At 62.0% G+C, this 15,902-nt stretch carries 17 protein-coding genes and 1 riboswitch; of the genes, 6 read left to right on the forward strand and 11 right to left on the reverse strand.

The window, feature by feature from the left end; translation table 11 throughout:
* Positions 1–182: 182 nt before the first annotated feature.
* The 6 genes from thiC to AAFX91_RS28225 form a co-directional block, all read right to left on the reverse strand.
* Positions 183–2,081: a phosphomethylpyrimidine synthase ThiC gene (thiC, locus tag AAFX91_RS28200; protein WP_394568813.1), complete on the reverse strand. Its 1,899-nt coding sequence runs from the start codon at positions 2,079–2,081 to the stop codon at positions 183–185.
* Positions 2,082–2,107: 26 nt separating this feature from the next.
* Complete coding sequence (locus AAFX91_RS28205) at positions 2,108–2,716, reverse strand: thiamine phosphate synthase (RefSeq protein ID WP_130581823.1); 609 nt, start codon at positions 2,714–2,716, stop codon at positions 2,108–2,110.
* A complete protein-coding gene (locus AAFX91_RS28210) occupies positions 2,703–3,485 on the reverse strand; it encodes a thiazole synthase (RefSeq protein WP_130581822.1) in 783 nt (260 codons plus the stop codon). Before AAFX91_RS28210 ends, AAFX91_RS28205 begins: the two co-directional genes overlap by 14 nt.
* A gap of 156 nt (positions 3,486–3,641) precedes the next feature.
* Positions 3,642–3,839: a sulfur carrier protein ThiS gene (thiS, locus tag AAFX91_RS28215; protein ID WP_130581821.1), complete on the reverse strand. Its 198-nt coding sequence runs from the start codon at positions 3,837–3,839 to the stop codon at positions 3,642–3,644.
* Positions 3,830–4,843, reverse strand: coding sequence for an FAD-dependent oxidoreductase (locus AAFX91_RS28220; protein WP_130581820.1), 1,014 nt, complete (start codon positions 4,841–4,843; stop codon positions 3,830–3,832). The genes thiS and AAFX91_RS28220 overlap by 10 nt, the downstream gene beginning before the upstream one ends.
* A riboswitch (TPP riboswitch) is annotated at positions 4,831–4,972 on the reverse strand. It overlaps the preceding gene by 13 nt.
* Positions 4,973–5,024: 52 nt before the next feature.
* Positions 5,025–5,561 carry a transglycosylase SLT domain-containing protein gene (locus AAFX91_RS28225; protein WP_394568814.1) on the reverse strand — a complete coding sequence of 179 codons (537 nt, stop codon included), beginning with the start codon at positions 5,559–5,561 and terminating at the stop codon, positions 5,025–5,027.
* Positions 5,562–5,849: 288 nt separating this feature from the next.
* On the opposite strand from AAFX91_RS28225, the gene AAFX91_RS28230 reads away from it, so the two are divergent.
* On the forward strand, positions 5,850–6,050 hold the full coding sequence (locus tag AAFX91_RS28230) for a hypothetical protein (protein ID WP_394568815.1): 201 nt from the start codon (positions 5,850–5,852) through the stop codon (positions 6,048–6,050).
* 2 nt (positions 6,051–6,052) lie between these two features.
* On the opposite strand, the gene AAFX91_RS28235 is transcribed toward AAFX91_RS28230, so the two are convergent.
* On the reverse strand, positions 6,053–7,393 hold the full coding sequence (locus AAFX91_RS28235; RefSeq protein WP_394568816.1) for an ATP-binding protein: 1,341 nt from the start codon (positions 7,391–7,393) through the stop codon (positions 6,053–6,055).
* 2 nt (positions 7,394–7,395) lie between these two features.
* Positions 7,396–8,133, reverse strand: a complete 738-nt coding sequence (locus AAFX91_RS28240; protein ID WP_394568817.1) for a response regulator — start codon at positions 8,131–8,133, stop codon at positions 7,396–7,398.
* A 172-nt stretch (positions 8,134–8,305) separates the two neighbouring features.
* Here AAFX91_RS28240 and AAFX91_RS28245 point away from each other — a divergent pair, with 172 nt between their 5' ends.
* The 3 genes from AAFX91_RS28245 (at position 8,306) to AAFX91_RS28255 (ending at position 10,143) form a co-directional block, all read left to right on the forward strand.
* Positions 8,306–8,869: a hypothetical protein gene (locus tag AAFX91_RS28245; RefSeq protein ID WP_130581816.1), complete on the forward strand. Its 564-nt coding sequence runs from the start codon at positions 8,306–8,308 to the stop codon at positions 8,867–8,869.
* Between the two features lie 218 nt (positions 8,870–9,087).
* Positions 9,088–9,465, forward strand: coding sequence for a PRC-barrel domain-containing protein (locus tag AAFX91_RS28250; RefSeq protein WP_130581815.1), 378 nt, complete (start codon positions 9,088–9,090; stop codon positions 9,463–9,465).
* Positions 9,466–9,609: 144 nt separating this feature from the next.
* Positions 9,610–10,143, forward strand: coding sequence for a PRC-barrel domain-containing protein (locus AAFX91_RS28255; protein ID WP_130581814.1), 534 nt, complete (start codon positions 9,610–9,612; stop codon positions 10,141–10,143).
* A gap of 243 nt (positions 10,144–10,386) precedes the next feature.
* Here the strand turns inward: AAFX91_RS28255 and AAFX91_RS28260 are convergent, their stop codons facing one another.
* The 3 genes from AAFX91_RS28260 to AAFX91_RS28270 all read right to left on the reverse strand — a co-directional run bounded on the left by AAFX91_RS28260 (position 10,387) and on the right by AAFX91_RS28270 (position 13,895).
* Positions 10,387–11,688, reverse strand: a complete 1,302-nt coding sequence (locus AAFX91_RS28260) for a serine hydrolase (protein ID WP_130581813.1) — start codon at positions 11,686–11,688, stop codon at positions 10,387–10,389.
* Positions 11,689–12,107: 419 nt separating this feature from the next.
* Entirely contained in the window at positions 12,108–13,124 is a 1,017-nt protein-coding gene (locus tag AAFX91_RS28265; protein ID WP_394568818.1) for an NAD(P)-dependent alcohol dehydrogenase, read from the reverse strand.
* A gap of 240 nt (positions 13,125–13,364) precedes the next feature.
* Entirely contained in the window at positions 13,365–13,895 is a 531-nt protein-coding gene (locus AAFX91_RS28270) for a DUF2380 domain-containing protein (protein ID WP_165421608.1), read from the reverse strand.
* Positions 13,896–14,561: 666 nt separating this feature from the next.
* On the opposite strand from AAFX91_RS28270, the gene AAFX91_RS28275 reads away from it, so the two are divergent.
* Together AAFX91_RS28275 and AAFX91_RS28280 are read left to right on the forward strand one after the other, a co-directional pair.
* Positions 14,562–14,984 (forward strand): cupin domain-containing protein, encoded by a 423-nt coding sequence (locus AAFX91_RS28275; protein ID WP_130584445.1) that lies wholly within the window; start codon positions 14,562–14,564, stop codon positions 14,982–14,984.
* 428 nt (positions 14,985–15,412) lie between these two features.
* Positions 15,413–15,844, forward strand: coding sequence for a universal stress protein (locus AAFX91_RS28280; protein WP_394568819.1), 432 nt, complete (start codon positions 15,413–15,415; stop codon positions 15,842–15,844).
* The last annotated feature ends 58 nt before the right edge of the window (positions 15,845–15,902 follow it).

Here is a 15,902-nt window from a genome sequence, read left to right on the forward strand (position 1 = left end):
TCCTGCCACCCGAAAACTTGCCGATCCTCGAATGGCTCGGTATCAAAACGTCAAAATCACTGTGATGAACCACTAGAAGGTACCTGCAAGCCGAGTCGCCACAAGAAAATGGCCGGGCTTTCGCCCGGCCGCCGCCATTCGGATATCTATCTCGGGTTTGCCGCACTACCTCGATCGGGGGATCACAACGCCCGGTTACTCTCCTTCACCTTCTCCGCATCCAGATACACGTCGCTGCCCATCTCCCTGAACTTCTGGCTCATCGCCGCCATGCCGTCCTCGATGGTGCCCTGCATCGACATCCCGATGCTCGCGGGATCGTTCAGCGTCGCCGCATAGTCCCGCACATCCTGCGTGATCTTCATCGAGCAGAATTTCGGGCCGCACATCGAGCAGAAATGGGCGACCTTGTGGGCTTCCTTCGGCAGGGTCTCGTCGTGGAAGTTCTTCGCGGTCTCGGGGTCGAGGCCGAGGTTGAACTGGTCGGTCCAGCGGAAGTCGAAACGGGCGCGCGAGAGCGCGTCGTCGCGGAGCTGCGCGGCGGGATGGCCCTTGGCAAGATCGGCGGCGTGGGCGGCGATCTTGTAGGTGATGACGCCCACCTTGACGTCGTTGCGATCAGGGAGACCCAGATGCTCCTTCGGCGTGACGTAGCAGAGCATGGCGCAGCCGAACCAGCCGATCATCGCCGCACCAATGCCTGAGGTGATGTGGTCGTAGCCCGGCGCGATGTCTGTGGTCAGCGGCCCGAGGGTGTAGAACGGGGCTTCGCCGCACTCCTTGAGCTGCTTGTCCATGTTGATCTTGATCTTGTGCATCGGCACGTGGCCGGGGCCTTCGATCATGACCTGGCAGCCCTTGTCCCAGGCGATCTTTGTCAGCTCGCCGAGCGTCTCGAGTTCGGCGAACTGCGCGCGGTCGTTGGCATCGGCGATCGAGCCGGGACGCAGGCCGTCGCCGAGCGAGAACGAGACGTCATACTTGCGCATGAGGTCGCAGATCTCGTCGAAATGGGTGTAGAGGAAGCTCTCCTTGTGATGCGCCAGGCACCACTTCGCCATGATCGAGCCGCCGCGCGAGACGATGCCGGTGACGCGGTTGGCGGTGAGATGGATGTAGGGCAGGCGCACGCCCGCGTGGATCGTGAAATAATCGACGCCCTGTTCGCACTGCTCGATCAGCGTGTCCTTGTACAGTTCCCAGGTCAGCTGGACCGGATCGCCGTTGCACTTCTCCAGCGCCTGGTAGATCGGCACGGTGCCGATCGGCACCGGCGAGTTGCGCAAAATCCATTCGCGGGTGGTGTGGATGTTGCGCCCCGTGGAGAGGTCCATCACGGTGTCGGCGCCCCAGCGGATCGCCCACACCATCTTCTCGACTTCCTCCTCGACCGACGACGTCACCGCGGAGTTGCCGATATTGGCGTTGATCTTGGTCAGGAAGTTGCGGCCGATGATCATCGGCTCGAGCTCGGCATGGTTGATGTTGCTTGGAATGATGGCGCGGCCGCGCGCGATCTCGCTCCGCACGAATTCCGGCGTGATGAAGGCCGGCACCGAGGCGCCGAAGCTTTCGCCGTCGGCGAGCGCCGCTTCCGCGCGCTCGAGCTGCTGTTTGCGGCCGAGATTCTCGCGCTCGGCCACGTAGATCATCTCCTTGGTGATGATGCCGGCGCGGGCGAATTCGAGCTGGGTGATCTTGTGGCCGTCGAGGCCGCGCAGCGGCTGGTGATGCGCGGTGAAGGCGCGCGCCGCCTTGTCGGCGGAGAGATTGCCGTTGTCTTCCGGCTTGATCGTGCGCCCCTCATATTCCTCGACGCCGCCGCGCTCTTTCACCCAGGCGAGACGATTGCGCGGCAGGCCGGCATTGACGTCGATCACGATGGACGGATCGGTGTAGGGGCCCGAGGTGTCGTAGACGGGAAGATTGGGCTCGCCGGCGCCTTCGCTCAGGATGATCTCGCGCAGCGGCACCCGCACGTCCGGCGCCGCGTCGGGGGTGGAGAAAATCTTGCGCGAGGAGGGCAGCGGCCCCGTGGTGACGGCGGGAATGGTGGTGTCAGGGTTGGAACGAATGTTCATGGAGTTCCTCCTTAAAACTTCTTACTTCAAGCGGCTTTGGCTGAAGCGCCAAGCCATTGTCTGACCCGCGCATCGGGGTCAGCGTTCTGGGTGATGTCGGAGACGACGGCAATCGAGTCGGCGCCGGCGGCGAAGATCTCCGCGGCCTGCTCGAACTTGATGCCGCCGATCGCAACCAGCGGGATGTCGCCGATGCGCTCCTTCCATTCGGTGATCTTCGGAATCCCCTGCGGCGCGAAGCGCATCGACTTCAGCGTGGTCGGGAAGATCGGGCCGAGTGCGATGTAATCCGGCTCGGCCTTCATCGCGGTCGCCAGCTCCTCGTCGTCATGGGTGGAGATGCCGAGCGTGAGCCGCGCTTTACGGATCTCGGCGAGGTCGGCATCGGCGAGATCCTCCTGGCCGAGATGCAGATGCTCGGCGCCGGCGACGATCGCCGCGCGCCAATAGTCGTTGACGACGAGTTTTGTCGGTGTGCCCCTGGTCACCGCGAGCGCATCGGTGACGATCTGCAGCGCTTCGGAGTCGTTCAGATCCTTGGCGCGCAATTGGATCGTGCCGACGCCGAGCTTGGTCAGCCGCTCGACCCAGGCGACGCTGTCGACGACGGGATAGAATGGATCAGGATACGGCATGCCAGAACGGAGTCCCGATGACAGGAGTGGAGGGGGAGGCGAAATCGCGCGCGTCCATCAGCCCGGCCTCATAAGCGGCGCGGCCGGCCTCGATGCCGAGGCGGAATGCATTCGCCATCGCGACGGGGTCGGCGGCTTTCGCAACTGCCGTGTTGAGCAGCACCGCGTCGTAGCCGAGCTCGAGCGCGTGGGCCGCATGCGAGGGCGCGCCGATGCCGGCGTCAACCACCAGCGTGATGTCGGGCAAGCGGTCCCGCAGCAGTTTTAGCGCATCGCGGTTGGTGATCCCCTTGGCGCTGCCGATCGGCGCGGCCCAGGGCATCACCACCTTGCAGCCGGCATCGACCAGCCGCATCGCCACCGAAAGATCCTCGGTGCAATAGGGGAACACCTCGAAACCGTCCTTGATCAGGATGGAGGCGGCTTCGACCAGGCCGACGACATCGGGCTGCAGCGTGTCGTTGTCGGCGATGACTTCGAGCTTGATCCAGCTCGTGCCGAACAATTCGCGCGCGAGCTTTGCCGTGGTCACCGCCTCGCGCACGGTGCGGCAGCCGGCGGTGTTGGGCAGCACGGTGACGGCGAGCTCGCGGATCAGCGACCAGAACGCATCCCCGGTCTTGCCGCCGGCGGCTTCGCGCCGCAGCGACACGGTGACGATATTGGCGCCGGACGCGCGGATCGCTGCCTGCATGATCGCGGGCGAAGGATAGAGCGCCGTGCCGATCAGCAGGCGGGAGGAGAAGGTCTTGCCGTAGAAGTTCAGCATGGTGTCACCCTGTCGTCCCGGCGAAGGCCGGGACCCATACCGCGTGATCTCTCTTGTGGCATTCCGGCAGACGCTCGTCGTCACAACAAAGCCCTGTGGTTATGGGTCCCCGCCTTCGCGGGGACGACGGGAGGAGAGGGTTTGCGGTCATGGCAATCACCCTCCCTGCCGTGGTGTGATGATCTCGATCTCGTCGCCGGCTTTCAGTGCGGTCTCGGCCCAGCGGCTCTTCGGCAGCACGTCGTAGTTCAGCGCGATCGCGAAATGGGTGCCTTCGTAGTCGAGCTCGGCGAGCAGCGCGTCGACGCTTACAGCGGTTATCTCCCGCGGTTCGCCGTTGACGATCACACGCATCGCATCACCTCATTGTCGATCTGGCCGCGCGCGACGTAAGCGAGCGTCAGCTCCGCCAGCGCCGGCGCAAGCAGGAAGCCGTGGCGGTAAAGGCCGTTCACCGAGATCTTCTTCCTGTCGATCGTGATCCGCGGCAGATTGTCGGGAAAGGCCGGGCGCAGGCCGGAGCCGAATTCGAGGATGCGCGCTTCGGCAAAGGCCGGGTGCACCGCATAGGCCGCGCCCAGAAGCTCCAGCGCCGAGCGGACGCTGACGCCGGTGTCCTCGGCCTCGATCGAGGTCGCGCCCAGCATGAACAGATGATCCTCGCGCGGGATCACGTAAAGCGGCCAGCGCGGATGGATCAGCCGCACCGGACGCGACAGTTCCACCTCCGCGGTCTCGATCAGGATCATCTCGCCCTTGACGCCGCGCAGCTCCGGCTCTCCGTCGCGCGCCGACAGGCCGCGGCAATCGATCACGATGCCCTCGAGATCCTCCGCGCTGATGTCGCTGTTGAACTTGATGGTGCCGCCGGCAGCGAGGATGCGCTCATGCAGCCTGGGCAGCACGCGGCGCGGCTCGACATGGCCCTCGCCCGGGAAGAACAGCGCGTCGCGGAAACGGCCGTCGAGCGAGGGCTCGAGCTGCGCAACGCCTGACGCATCGAGCCGCTCATGACCTTCCGTCATCCGGGCAAAGCGCTCGAAATCGTTGCGCTCGCGCGCATGCGCCACCACCAGCGAGCCGTTGAACGGCGTATCCGGCAATTCGCGCCGCCAGATATCGAGCGAGCGCTGGCCGAGCCGGCTGATGATGGGCTCGGCGACCTCGGCCTCGCAATAGGGCGCCAGCATGCCGCCGGCCCAATGGCTTGTGGATTCCGTCATCGCGGCGTCACTGCGCTCGTGCAAAGTCACCGCGTGACCGGCCTGCGCGAACAATAACGCCTGCCAAGCGCCTGCAATGCCTGCGCCGATGATAGATACGGGGGAATCCCCCCGCGGACTCTTATTCTGGTACATCCCTGTCCCTTCGCCGGTATGACCCGGATCAGGTTCAAAGGGTCACCGCGGTCCCGGATATCGGCCGGAATGGCCAACCCCAAGCGTGCGGTATCTCAGCTCCTCCTCGGAGCACCCCTCGGAACGCGTCTAATGTAAGCAGATGTGCTGAGCTGTCAACGCCGCCTTGCGGCCGTGCCCCTCAGTTGCCGGGGATCTGCTGTGCGTCGGCGTCGACCGCGCTTTCCGGCGTCTCGGCCTGTGCCTGCTCTTTTTGCGATGCGGCGGCGAGCGTCGGGCGGGATTCCCTCTTGGATTCCCTCAGGTGCTGCAGCCGCTGCTGCTTGGCGGCGTAATAGTACCCGCTGGCGTAGTAATGCACGGCGCGGTCGTGGTTGCCGCCGGCGGCACGATAGGCGCCGGCGAGATATTTGATGCCATAGGTGAGGTTGGTTTCGGGGTCGCGCAGGCCCGCCGCATCGCCCTTGTAGCCAAGGCGGCGTGCGGTCGCGAGCTTGATCTGCATCAGCCCGATCGCCCCGCCGCGTCCGATCAGGTTCGGCTGATACTTGCTCTCGCGCACGATCACCCGGTGCACCAGCGTATCAGGCACCAGATTGGCCTGGGCATGGCTGGCGACCAGCGCCTCATATTGCGAACGCTGCTGCGCCTGTGCGGGGGAGCCCAGAAGCACCGCGGCAAAAGCGGCAAGCAAGGCGAGAGCGAAAGGGAATTTCATCGGACGAGATCTCGGCGACGGAATGGTCTGTTCCACTTACGCAACCGAATTGTTGCGGCGGCCGGGCAGCTATGTGGCGAAAACGAGGCGTTATGCGACGGGCTTTAGTAAAGTCTTAGACGACGATTTGCTGCACGGCCGCAAGCGCGTTGTCGCGCAAATGACTCAAACCCGCCTTAGGATTTTGCATGGCAGGCGCGAGGTTCAGCGCCTATGTGCCGGCAACGATAATCAAGAAACGACAATCAACAAGCCAACCAAGAAAAAGTCGATAAAGGGAGACGCATCATGGCCCGCTTTGATTCCGCTGATCTGCCGCGTGGAAATCCTTGCGCACAATGCGGCAAGCCGATCGCGAAGCCGGATTGGGTCGAGCAGGATGGTGGCCGGATATTCTATCTCTGGCATTGCCGCGCCTGCGATTACCGCTTCGAGGCCATTGCGATCTATCCGGAGCACGGCAGCGAGCAGGCGCCGCTGGCCGCCTGAAGTCAGGCCGCCGAGCGCTCCTCTTTTCCGCGCACCGGCAACTCGATCCGCGCAACGAGCCCGTGCGGCTGTTTGTCGTGCAGCGACAATGTCCCGCCATGCGCGAGCACGATCGCGTTGGTGATGGAAAGCCCGAGGCCGAAGCCTTCGGACTCGTCCATGTTGCGCGCCTCGTCGCCGCGCACGAACGGCTCCAGCACATCGTGCTTGCGCGCATCCGAAATGCCGGGGCCGTCGTCCTCGACTTCGATGGTGATGCGATCCGGCGCGATGCGGAGCCGGATCGTCGCCTCTGCGCCGAAGCGGACGGCGTTCTCGACCAGATTGGTGACGCTGCGGAGCAGGTCGTCCGGCCGCACAGTGGCCATCGCGTGGGCCGGGCCGTCGTAATTGACCTTGTGGCCCATGTCGGAAAACTGGTCGGTGACGAGGTGCAGGGTGCTGGCGATATCGGTCAGCGTCATCGATTCCAGTTTGCGGTCGTTGCGCAGGAACGACAGCACCGATTCCAGCATCGCGCGCATCTGGTCGAGATCGTGAAGCATGCGATTGCGATGGGTCTCGTCCTCGATGAATTCGGAGCGCAGCCGCATCCGCGTGATCGGCGTGCGCAGGTCGTGGCTGATCGCGGCCAGCATCTTGGTGCGGTCCTCGATCAGGCCGGTGATGCGCTCGCGCATGCGGTTCAATGCTTTCGCGACCGAACGGATCTCTTCGGGTCCGCGTTCTGGCAGGGGTGCCGCCGCGCCGTCGAGACTGAAACTTTCGGCGGCGCGCGCAAATGATGATAGCGGCGCGGTCAGCGCGCGTGCCGCCCACAGCCCGAGCAGCGCGACGCTGATGACCATGAACAACAGCGTCATCATCCAGGGACCGCCGAGGAACGGCGGCCGGTGCCGATCCGCGAGCAGCCTTGCCGAGATCATCGCGCCGTCGGGCAGGGTGATGCCGATCCTTGGCTCGATCTTTGCGCCGTCGCCCGCCAGCGGAAACAGCCGATAGGCGCCGCCGAGCCGGCGGTAGAGGCCGTGCAATTCGCGCTCATTCAGTTCGCCGGCCGCCGGCGCGGTGCCAGGCGGCAGGCTTTCGACGCCGAGTTGCGGAAAGGCGTTGTTGATGTCAGCGGACAGCCGCGCTCGTTCCGACGGCGCGGCGGTGCCGAGCAGTTGGATCGCGCTGGCGAGCTGGGCATGTCCGCGGTCGCCAAGCGGCTCCGATTGGTCCGGCCGTGAGATGAGGAAGATCGTGGCGATGATGATGTGGATGGCGACGATCGAGGCGACCACCAGCGCCGCGATCTGCCCGCTGATGCCCCTGAGATTGAGGAAGCCGGAGAGCTTCATCGTCAATTGCCCGCCGCGGTCACCGCTTCGACTCTTGGCGTGAACATGTAGCCGCCGGCGCGCACCGTCTTGATCATGGTGGCTTCCTGCGGATCGGGCTCGATCTTGCGGCGGATGCGGCTGACCAGGACGTCGATGGAGCGCTCGAACGAGCCGGCGTTGCGCGCGCCCGTGAGGTCGAGCAGGCTGTCGCGCGACAGCACGCGGCCGGGCCGCTCGCAGAAGGTCCTGAGCAGGTCGAACTCCGCGCTGGTCATGGCGACCTTGGCGCCTTCGGGGTTGTGCAATTCGCGCAGGCGGAAATCGATGCGCCAGCCCTGGAATGTCAGCACGGTCGCGCCTTCGATGGCGCTGGCGTTGCGCGCCGCCGCCTGCCGCCGCAGCACCGCATTGATCCGTGCCAACAGCTCGCGCGGATTGAACGGCTTCGGCAGATAGTCATCGGCGCCCATCTCGAGGCCGAGGATGCGGTCGACGTCCTCGCGGCGCGCGGTCAGCATGATGATCGGCGTCTGCGAGGTCGCGCGCACCTTGCGGCACAGGCTGAGGCCATCCTCGCCGGGCAGCATGACGTCAAGGATCAGAAGATCGACGCGGTGGTCGGTCATCGCGCGGACCATCTCGCGGCCGTCGCCGGCGGTGGTGACGTTGCAGGCGTTGTTGCGCAGATATTTCGCGATCAGGCTGCGCGTCTCGCGGTCGTCCTCGACGACAAGGATGTTCGGCTGCGGTTGGGCCATGCTGACCTTTTTGTCGATGATTCGGGGTAAGCGGCGAAGATTCTTGTTTCCAAATGTTTCTGACGGCTGCGCGGTAACAGGGGGCAACAGGGCAAAAGGCACTGTTAAGACCGTTAACCCTACCGTCGCGGCGAGTTTCAGGCGTACCTATCAGAATCATTTGGAGCATTCCATGACCGCGATCTCGGCTGCCTCCGGCAGCACCTATCAGTCGCCTTTGCAGCGGCTGCAGGACGAACTGCAGTCCGAAATCAATTCCGGCACCATCAGCTCGTCCGATCAGGACGCGCTGTCGTCAGCGCTGACGGATATCGACGCCTCGATGCAGGCGAGCCGCGCCAGCGATCAGGCCGGCGGCACGCGGCCGTCGCCGGACGAGATGAAGTCCAAACTGGATGATCTCATCAACCAGGAGGTATCCAGCGGCAAGCTGACCAGCGACCAGGCGACCGAATTGCAGGGCGTGTTCAAGGCCGCCTTCGCGCAGGGTCCCGGCGGTAGCCACGGCCCTCACGGCGGCGCCGGCGGGCCACCACCGTCGGATGCTTCAACCTCGACCGATGACGCCAGCACCTCCACCAATTCCGTCAGCGACATCCTGCAGCAGTTCCTGCAGTCGCTGCAGGATTCGCTGTCGGCGTCGTCGTCGTCGAGTTCCTACAATTCGGCCGGCAGCGCGAGCGCATCGGCCAATGGCAGTTCGTTCTCCGCGCTGCTGATCGACTACCAGAGTTAAGCCAAGCTCCTTCCCCGCGAAGAGCGCGTAGCCCGGGTGGAGCGCCAGCGTAACCCGGGGCCGCTTCTCAACGTTGACGCAGGTGTCCCGGGTTGCGCTTCGCTCCACCCGGGCTGCGTGCTTCTGCGAAAAGGGAAGGGTGGCTGTTCCATTTGTGGGGTAGGAACCAGTCGTCGAATGTGGCGTTGAACCTCTCGATCATTTGTGGGGAGGGCCAGATGGCAGCCGACGCCAGCACCAATCCGCATCGGCTCATCGCCAGCGATCGCGTCGAAGGCACTGCGGTGCGGCGGCCGAACGGCGAGATGATCGGCCATATCGAACGGCTGATGATCGACAAGGTCACCGGACAAGTGTCTTACGCCGTGCTCAGCTTCGGCGGATTCTTGGGCCTCGGAACCAATCTGATCCCCTTGCCTTGGGTGCGGTTGCGCTACAACACGCGCTTCGAAGCCTATGAGCTCGACATATCAGATGAAGAGTTGAAACGCGCGCCGTCGTTCCGCGCCGACAAGGATTTCGATTGGGGCGATCGGTCGCAGGAGGCCGAGCTGCATCGCTACTACGGCATACCGCCTTATTGGGGCGGTTTCTGAAGCGCATCTTCATCGCTTCACTCTGAACTTTTCGACTTGGCGCTCCACTTTGTTCGGCGTCGCAAGTTCCGTGCTACTTGATACGGAACGCTTGCTGACGTGACGGGTTTTCTCAGCATCGATTTCGAACTGGAGGATCCGATCATGTTAGCGAAGTATACCATCACTGGTCTCGCGGCTTCGGCCCTGCTTGCAAGCGTCGCGTTCGCGCAAACGCCGAACACGGCGACTGGAGATCGTCCGAGCACTGCGGCGACCACGTCAACCACCGCTCCGTCGTCGTTCCACGGCAACTGGCGCGGGTCGAAAATGGCCGGCCTGAACGTCTATAACGACAGCAACGAGAGCATCGGCTCGATCAACGACATGTTGATGGACAAGAGCGGCAACATCAAAGCGGTCGTGATCGGCGTCGGCGGCTTCCTCGGCGTCGGCGAGCATCTGGTCGCCGTCCCCTTCGAGAAGGTCAAGTTCGTCAACGAGCCGGTTGCCTATACCGGCGCGGCGAATACCGGCGCAAAGCCGGCGAGCGGCGCTGGCTCTTCGACGACCACGGGCGCTGCCACAAGCTCGACCTCGAGCGCCAAGCCGAACCCCTGGTACCCTGATCACGCCGTCTACAACGCGACCAAGGAAGAGCTGAAGGCGATGCCGGAGTTCAAGTACTCGACTGAGTAAGGTTCTCGCCTGCGCAAACAAAACGCGCCCGGTTCTGCCGGGCGCGTTCTTGCATCAGGCCGTGTACTCATAAACTCGCGTGACAGCGATCTTGGTCAATCTCCGCTTTGGCCCACCTCGCGGACTCAACTCGGACATCTCCATAGGTCCGAGGAGGGCCAACAACAATCGATCTTGCAGGCACTGGCCTGGCGTAGGTGCGAAAGATCCGAGAAATGCGAAATAAGGTGCGTTTGCGGTTGGTTACTTGCGCAGGCCCCTCCCCATCGCCTCGTAGATCATCGTCTTCAAGTTCAGTTGGATCCGTCCCCCCTGTGTGGGCGACATCACCATGAAGACTCCCAACATGTCGTCCACGGGATCGACGAAATAGAAACTGCCGCCGGCGCCGTCCCAACGGTATTCACCGAGTGGCCAGTCCGTATTCGGAGGTGGCGAGGTGCGCACGGCGAAGCCAAGACCGAAGCCACTGGTGGGGCCCGGAAAATAGAAGGGATCATGAATGATACCGGTCTCCGGCCCAATCTGATCCGACGTCATCAGTGCGACTGTCTCACGCTTGAGGTACCGCTTGCCGTCGAGTTCACCTCCATTCAGCAGCATTTGCAGGAAGCGGGCGTAGTCCCCTGTGGTCGAGGCCAAGCCCGCTCCACCGGACTCCCAGCGCCGCGGCAATGTAGGATCGGTGATTCCAGCGACTCGAGAGCGATCGACAGGAAATCCCCTGGCGATCAGCGGCCACTTCGCTTTATCCGCGACATAATACACAGTGTCGGACATTCCGAGCGGATCGAACAATCTCTGCTTTTCGAATTGGTACAGCGTCTGCCCCGAGACCACCTCGACGACACGGCCCAGCACGTCGGTTGAATGGCTGTAATTCCAGCGCGTTGCGGGCTGATCGGCAAGCGGCAGCACTGCGATCCGGTCGGCGAAGTCGGCGTTGTTGAAATCCCCCGCATACAACAGAGGATTCGCATAGAGTTTCTGCACCTGGGTCTCGCCGTAGAAGCCGTAGGTGATACCCGAGGTGTGCCGCAATAGATCCCTGATCGTGATCGGGCGCTTCAACGGCTCGAGCTTGAGCGGATACTTTCCTGCTTCGTCGGACATATCGACACCGACCTTGGCTTCCGCAAAGGAATGAATGTATTTCGACACGGAATCGTCGAGAGCCAGCTTGCCTTCGTCGACCAGCATCATCGCCGCAACCGACGTAACGGCCTTCGACATCGAATAGATCTGGAAAATCGTATCCGGCGTCATCGGCAGCCCCGTGTCGGGGTCCCGCACGCCGAAGCATTCGAAATGGACTGGCTTGCCGTGTTGTTGGATCAGCAGGATGCCGCCAGGAATCTTGCCGGTCGTGATCTCATTGCGAATGGTGTCGTCAAGCTGCTTCAGGGCCGCGGGTGAAAGAGTTCCTACAGCCGGCGTTTCGGATTCGGCGCGCAGCTCAAACGCCCAGCCGACGACCAGGGAAATCGCGAACGCTGCCGCGGCAAGGCAGCGCAGTGCGGTGTTTCCGGTTTGCCATCGCTTCATAGACGAGCAGCTTAAGGGTTCGCTGGACGCGCCGGCGTTCCGAAGGCGTCTGCTCCAGCAGCACGCAGAACGTCTCCTACTTGCGGCCGATGACCATATAGCAGCCGACGACGTTTTCCAATTGATTGCCAAGGTCAACCGCGATTCGGGGACGAGCTTCCTGCTCGTTACCCACAACGTGGATCGGTCATGCCGCTGCGATCGGATCCGTCGGGGTGGCGAACGGTCGTATCACTCGCTACGAGTTCCACGTACGACCAGGGTCCTCGTGCGAAAGTGTCCGCTTAGGGCAATCGCGTCATTCTTGGCTTATTCGCCGAATGTCTGCTTATCCCGTAACAGCGGCGGAATAGCGGACATACTGCAACCGCTGCTTGGGGCCCAACAGCAGACATAACGAGATCCGGAACGCTCCGCCACTACGTGGTAAAATCAAGTACGATTTTTCCGATATGCCCGCCTTGCTTCAGCGCTTCAAACGCTGAGCGAGCTTCACGCCACGGAAATACCTTGCAGACAACGGGTTCTATATTGTGCGCGGAGATCGCTTTGCACATGCGCTGAAACATCTCAAGGGAGCCGACGGTAATGCCCCGTACAATCACATTTTTCATGTAAATCGTTCGAACATCGAGCGGCTGAGTCCCTCCTGCCAGCATCCCGACAAGAGAAATTGTGCCTTCCAGACGAACGGCTCGGATGCTTTGTGCGAGTGTTCCGGCACCGCCGACTTCGACGACGAGATCAACACCTTTTCCGCTGGTCAGTTGCAGTGCCTCTGCCGCCCAATCCGGTTTGGAGCGATAATTGATTCCATCGGTAGCGCCCAACGCCTTTGCACGCTCCAGTTTTTCATCTGATGACGAGGTTACGATAGCACGTAGGCCCGCAGCAACGGCGAACTGAAGCGCGAAAATCGATACTCCTCCAGTCCCTTGCAGCAATATGGTCTCGCCGGGAAGTAGGCCCGTGCCGTCCAGAACAGCCCGCCAAGCTGTCAAAGCTGCGCAGGGCAACGTAGCAGCCTGAATATCCGTCAGAAAATCCGGCGGTCGAGCAAGCGCAGATTGCGGCAAAAGGAAATGTTGCTGTCCAACACCGAGTTCCGAAGCACCAAGCATGCTGAGCTTTTCAGGTGCGAGCCGGCCGGATTGCCAAGTCGGAAAGAAGGTAGAGCAAACCCGGTCACCGGGCCTGAGTCCCGTAACATCCTCGCCCACTTCTTCGACAATTCCGCACGCGTCAGATAGCGGCGTATACGGAATCGACGGCCCTGCCGTTGAGATGCCGACGATGAGCGCGAGGTCACGATAGTTGAGCGCGGCGGCGGTGGTGCGCACGAGTACCATATCCCGAAACGGGCGTGGCGTTTCCCGGCTCAGAATCTGTAAATCCCCCAGCCCATTCTTACCCGTCACTTGAAGGGTTTCACTCATCGATTCGGCCTCGCGTGAACCCGAAAATCGGACAAGTTGTACTCCGAAATGACCAAACCATGCCAGAGAGTCTCGGTTGCTAGCATCCGATGTCCCTTCCGGGTCAAAATGCGAAAAACTCAGCGCGAGAAAATCTAGTCCGCTAATGCCCTGCTAAGCGGACCTCAACTACAGGTGCCACCACTTCGCTGATGGGCCAAAACCGGACTCACGGCGCCATGCACGTGCGCCGCGCGTCGCCTATTGCTGTGATCTGCTTTCAAGCAGCTGGTCGCGGACCTCCTCCGATACAAAGCGCTCCGCGCGCTGCCATGCCTCGTCGTTGTCGCCGCGGAACTGGAAGTACTTCCGTAACACGACACGCTGGGATGTCGTGTCGATGGCAACAGTCTGCGCCAGCTGCACCAGCGTGCTCATCTTATGAAAGCCGCCGATGATCAGGATCTGCGCGCCGGCCTGTGACGCCGCGCGCAGCCGATCGCGCAACGCCGGTCCGTCGGTCGGACAATTTGGTGCGCAGGAGGACGGCACAAGCTCAAAACGGCGGTCTGCCGTGACATCGTCCCGCAGCGCGGTCATGAAAGCCCGCAATCGCTTTTCATGCACGGCCGTCTGATCGGTGGGCTCGTTCGACGTGTCTCTATATTTGAAATCGTCGACGGAGACAGCCAAAGCGTGGTCGGCGGTCGCGGCGGATGCATCTGAGATGAGGCTGGATCCCAGGAACAGACCGGCTGTGGTAACAGCGTGCAACAGGGAGGCGTGGCGCATGGCGATGACTCGATCTCCCCCTACTGAGGCCATTTTAGAAGATCGATTCTTTCCGCCTCCTGTCGAAGAAATTAATCCTTGGTAACGCTACGCGGCCGCCCATGGCAGCGCAGCGCTAATGTCTGCAGTGGTCAATCGCGACGGTTTTGCACGATCTCTTTTAGGTCCAGTCTACCCCTCAGAGCCGACATGCAGGCGACAGGCTGATTTCGTCGCGAAGGGCCAACACCGGACATACAGTCCCGACGAGGGAATCAAAGTGCCCAATCAAGGAAGGTCAGCACCAATGATCTATCGTCGCGTTGCTTCAGTTTAGCGAGTGCTGGGGCAAGGACCGCATGGGAGCCGTAGGAGCCGAGATGCTCCCACCGGGACCTCCATCATGTTACGGCCGATCTCGACGACCGCGATTCCAGGTGCGTCTAATTGCAATGAAGCGTATGCTCGATTTCACACGCCAAGTCAGTTTCGCTCGAACTTCACGGAGGCGGACATGGGTGCGGCGTGGAAGGCGGACGCGATTCGTACCGTGATCACCGAGGCGACGCTCAAAGATCGCGAAGACGGTCGGGAGCTCCGTCGCCAAGCCAATGACAATACGCCTTGTCTCTTGGCCCGAGAAATAATGCCGGCGCAGTTAATCCAGACACACGCAGGGAGGTTGCCATGCTGACTCGACGAGGATTCGCGGCCGTTGCGTCGTGCGCTATCTGCGGAATTACGGAATTTGCTGCGACAGAAGTGTCGGCCCAAGGCACGCCGCCGGCGACGCCAGGGGTCACGCGAAAGATCTTGTCGCAAATGGATGGCCCGGTGCCGGGGTATGTGACGCTACTTGTCGCGGCGACAATAGAACAGGGAGCCACTGTCGCTCGACACATGCATCCGGGAATCGAATCCGCTTACGTCGTCGAAGGCGGCTTCGAACTTCCCATACAAGGTCAACCGACCCGAACGATGAAGACAGGCGACGCCTTCCAAATACCACCCGAGACGCCCCATGCAGGTGGTAAGCCTGCCGACGCCAAGAGCATCATTCTGATCACGTATGTTTTGGAGAAGGGAAAACCCCTCGCATCTCCGGCGTAGGCTCTCGGGACTGCGGCGCGGCGGTCGCGGCGCTGATCGCTTGTTCAGCGCGGCGATTGCCGCACTCAGGCTCGCGGCGAATGCCTCCTGAAAATTGACCGGCTTGCGGGTGGTGAAGACGTGGTCGCGGCTCCGCGGGGGCGGCTGGTACGGTTTCCGGACTCTGGGTACCGCATGGCAGGCGGCGGCAAGTTCGCTGCGTCTGCAACGGGTCAGATTCGGAATTGGCGGGCCAGCGCATCGTGGGCCGCTTTCCCCCCGTAGCTGACCGACCCTTCGGCGGTCGCGATGGCAGTCAAGGGCCATCACCGGACGCTTGTTGGTCCACGAAAGAGCTTCGGATTGGCCCGTAGACGGACGGCGACGATCGGACCATATAAATAAGGATCCCTTTTAGGGAAAATGTTCGACGAGCAAGGGAGCCCCAAATGTACGGCAATATTCTCTTGAGCACGGATGGATCTGATGTCGCGAGAAATGGCGTTAAGCATGGGATTGGTTTAGCAAAGGCCCTGAACGCTAAAGTGACAGTTATCACCATAACGGAACCGATGCCGGTCTACTATGGGAACGGATACGCCTCGGGATGGACTCCCTCGCGGGAAGAGTTTGATCACTTTGACGCAGCCGGCAAGGAACGTGCACGCAGAGTGCTCGATGAAGCTCGAGCTATGGCGGAGCAGATCGGGATACCTGCAGAACTCTTGCATGTTCCGAATGCGCACCCAGCCACTGCGATTATCGAAACAGCAAAGTCCAGAGGCTGCGACCTAATCGTCATGGGCTCTCATGGGCGTCGCGGCCTCACGAAGCTATTTTTGGGGAGTCAAACATCGGAGGTCCTAGCATTACAGTTGTAATTGACTGAGGATTCTGAATCCATGGGCAACCATGATTCGAAGATCGTGGACGCAGGCA

Origin of the sequence: Bradyrhizobium sp. 31Argb (genome assembly GCF_043638955.1) — a bacterium.
In the GTDB taxonomy this organism is placed as follows: domain Bacteria; phylum Pseudomonadota; class Alphaproteobacteria; order Rhizobiales; family Xanthobacteraceae; genus Bradyrhizobium.

What these genes read in the sequence shown, in the direction of transcription:
- AAFX91_RS28240 (WP_394568817.1), bottom strand. Translation starts at nt 8,133, where the DNA reads ATGGCCCAACCGCAGCCGAACATCCTTGTCGTCGAGGACGACCGCGAG.
- AAFX91_RS28275 (WP_130584445.1), top strand. Translation starts at nt 14,562, where the DNA reads ATGCTGACTCGACGAGGATTCGCGGCCGTTGCGTCGTGCGCTATCTGC.
- AAFX91_RS28260 (WP_130581813.1), bottom strand. Translation starts at nt 11,688, where the DNA reads ATGAAGCGATGGCAAACCGGAAACACCGCACTGCGCTGCCTTGCCGCG.
- thiC (WP_394568813.1), bottom strand. Translation starts at nt 2,081, where the DNA reads ATGAACATTCGTTCCAACCCTGACACCACCATTCCCGCCGTCACCACG.
- AAFX91_RS28265 (WP_394568818.1), bottom strand. Translation starts at nt 13,124, where the DNA reads ATGAGTGAAACCCTTCAAGTGACGGGTAAGAATGGGCTGGGGGATTTA.
- AAFX91_RS28230 (WP_394568815.1), top strand. Translation starts at nt 5,850, where the DNA reads ATGGCCCGCTTTGATTCCGCTGATCTGCCGCGTGGAAATCCTTGCGCA.
- AAFX91_RS28250 (WP_130581815.1), top strand. Translation starts at nt 9,088, where the DNA reads ATGGCAGCCGACGCCAGCACCAATCCGCATCGGCTCATCGCCAGCGAT.
- AAFX91_RS28280 (WP_394568819.1), top strand. Translation starts at nt 15,413, where the DNA reads ATGTACGGCAATATTCTCTTGAGCACGGATGGATCTGATGTCGCGAGA.
- AAFX91_RS28205 (WP_130581823.1), bottom strand. Translation starts at nt 2,716, where the DNA reads ATGCCGTATCCTGATCCATTCTATCCCGTCGTCGACAGCGTCGCCTGG.
- AAFX91_RS28245 (WP_130581816.1), top strand. Translation starts at nt 8,306, where the DNA reads ATGACCGCGATCTCGGCTGCCTCCGGCAGCACCTATCAGTCGCCTTTG.
- AAFX91_RS28255 (WP_130581814.1), top strand. Translation starts at nt 9,610, where the DNA reads ATGTTAGCGAAGTATACCATCACTGGTCTCGCGGCTTCGGCCCTGCTT.
- AAFX91_RS28225 (WP_394568814.1), bottom strand. Translation starts at nt 5,561, where the DNA reads ATGAAATTCCCTTTCGCTCTCGCCTTGCTTGCCGCTTTTGCCGCGGTG.
- AAFX91_RS28210 (WP_130581822.1), bottom strand. Translation starts at nt 3,485, where the DNA reads ATGCTGAACTTCTACGGCAAGACCTTCTCCTCCCGCCTGCTGATCGGC.
- AAFX91_RS28220 (WP_130581820.1), bottom strand. Translation starts at nt 4,843, where the DNA reads ATGTACCAGAATAAGAGTCCGCGGGGGGATTCCCCCGTATCTATCATC.
- AAFX91_RS28270 (WP_165421608.1), bottom strand. Translation starts at nt 13,895, where the DNA reads ATGCGCCACGCCTCCCTGTTGCACGCTGTTACCACAGCCGGTCTGTTC.
- thiS (WP_130581821.1), bottom strand. Translation starts at nt 3,839, where the DNA reads ATGCGTGTGATCGTCAACGGCGAACCGCGGGAGATAACCGCTGTAAGC.
- AAFX91_RS28235 (WP_394568816.1), bottom strand. Translation starts at nt 7,393, where the DNA reads ATGAAGCTCTCCGGCTTCCTCAATCTCAGGGGCATCAGCGGGCAGATC.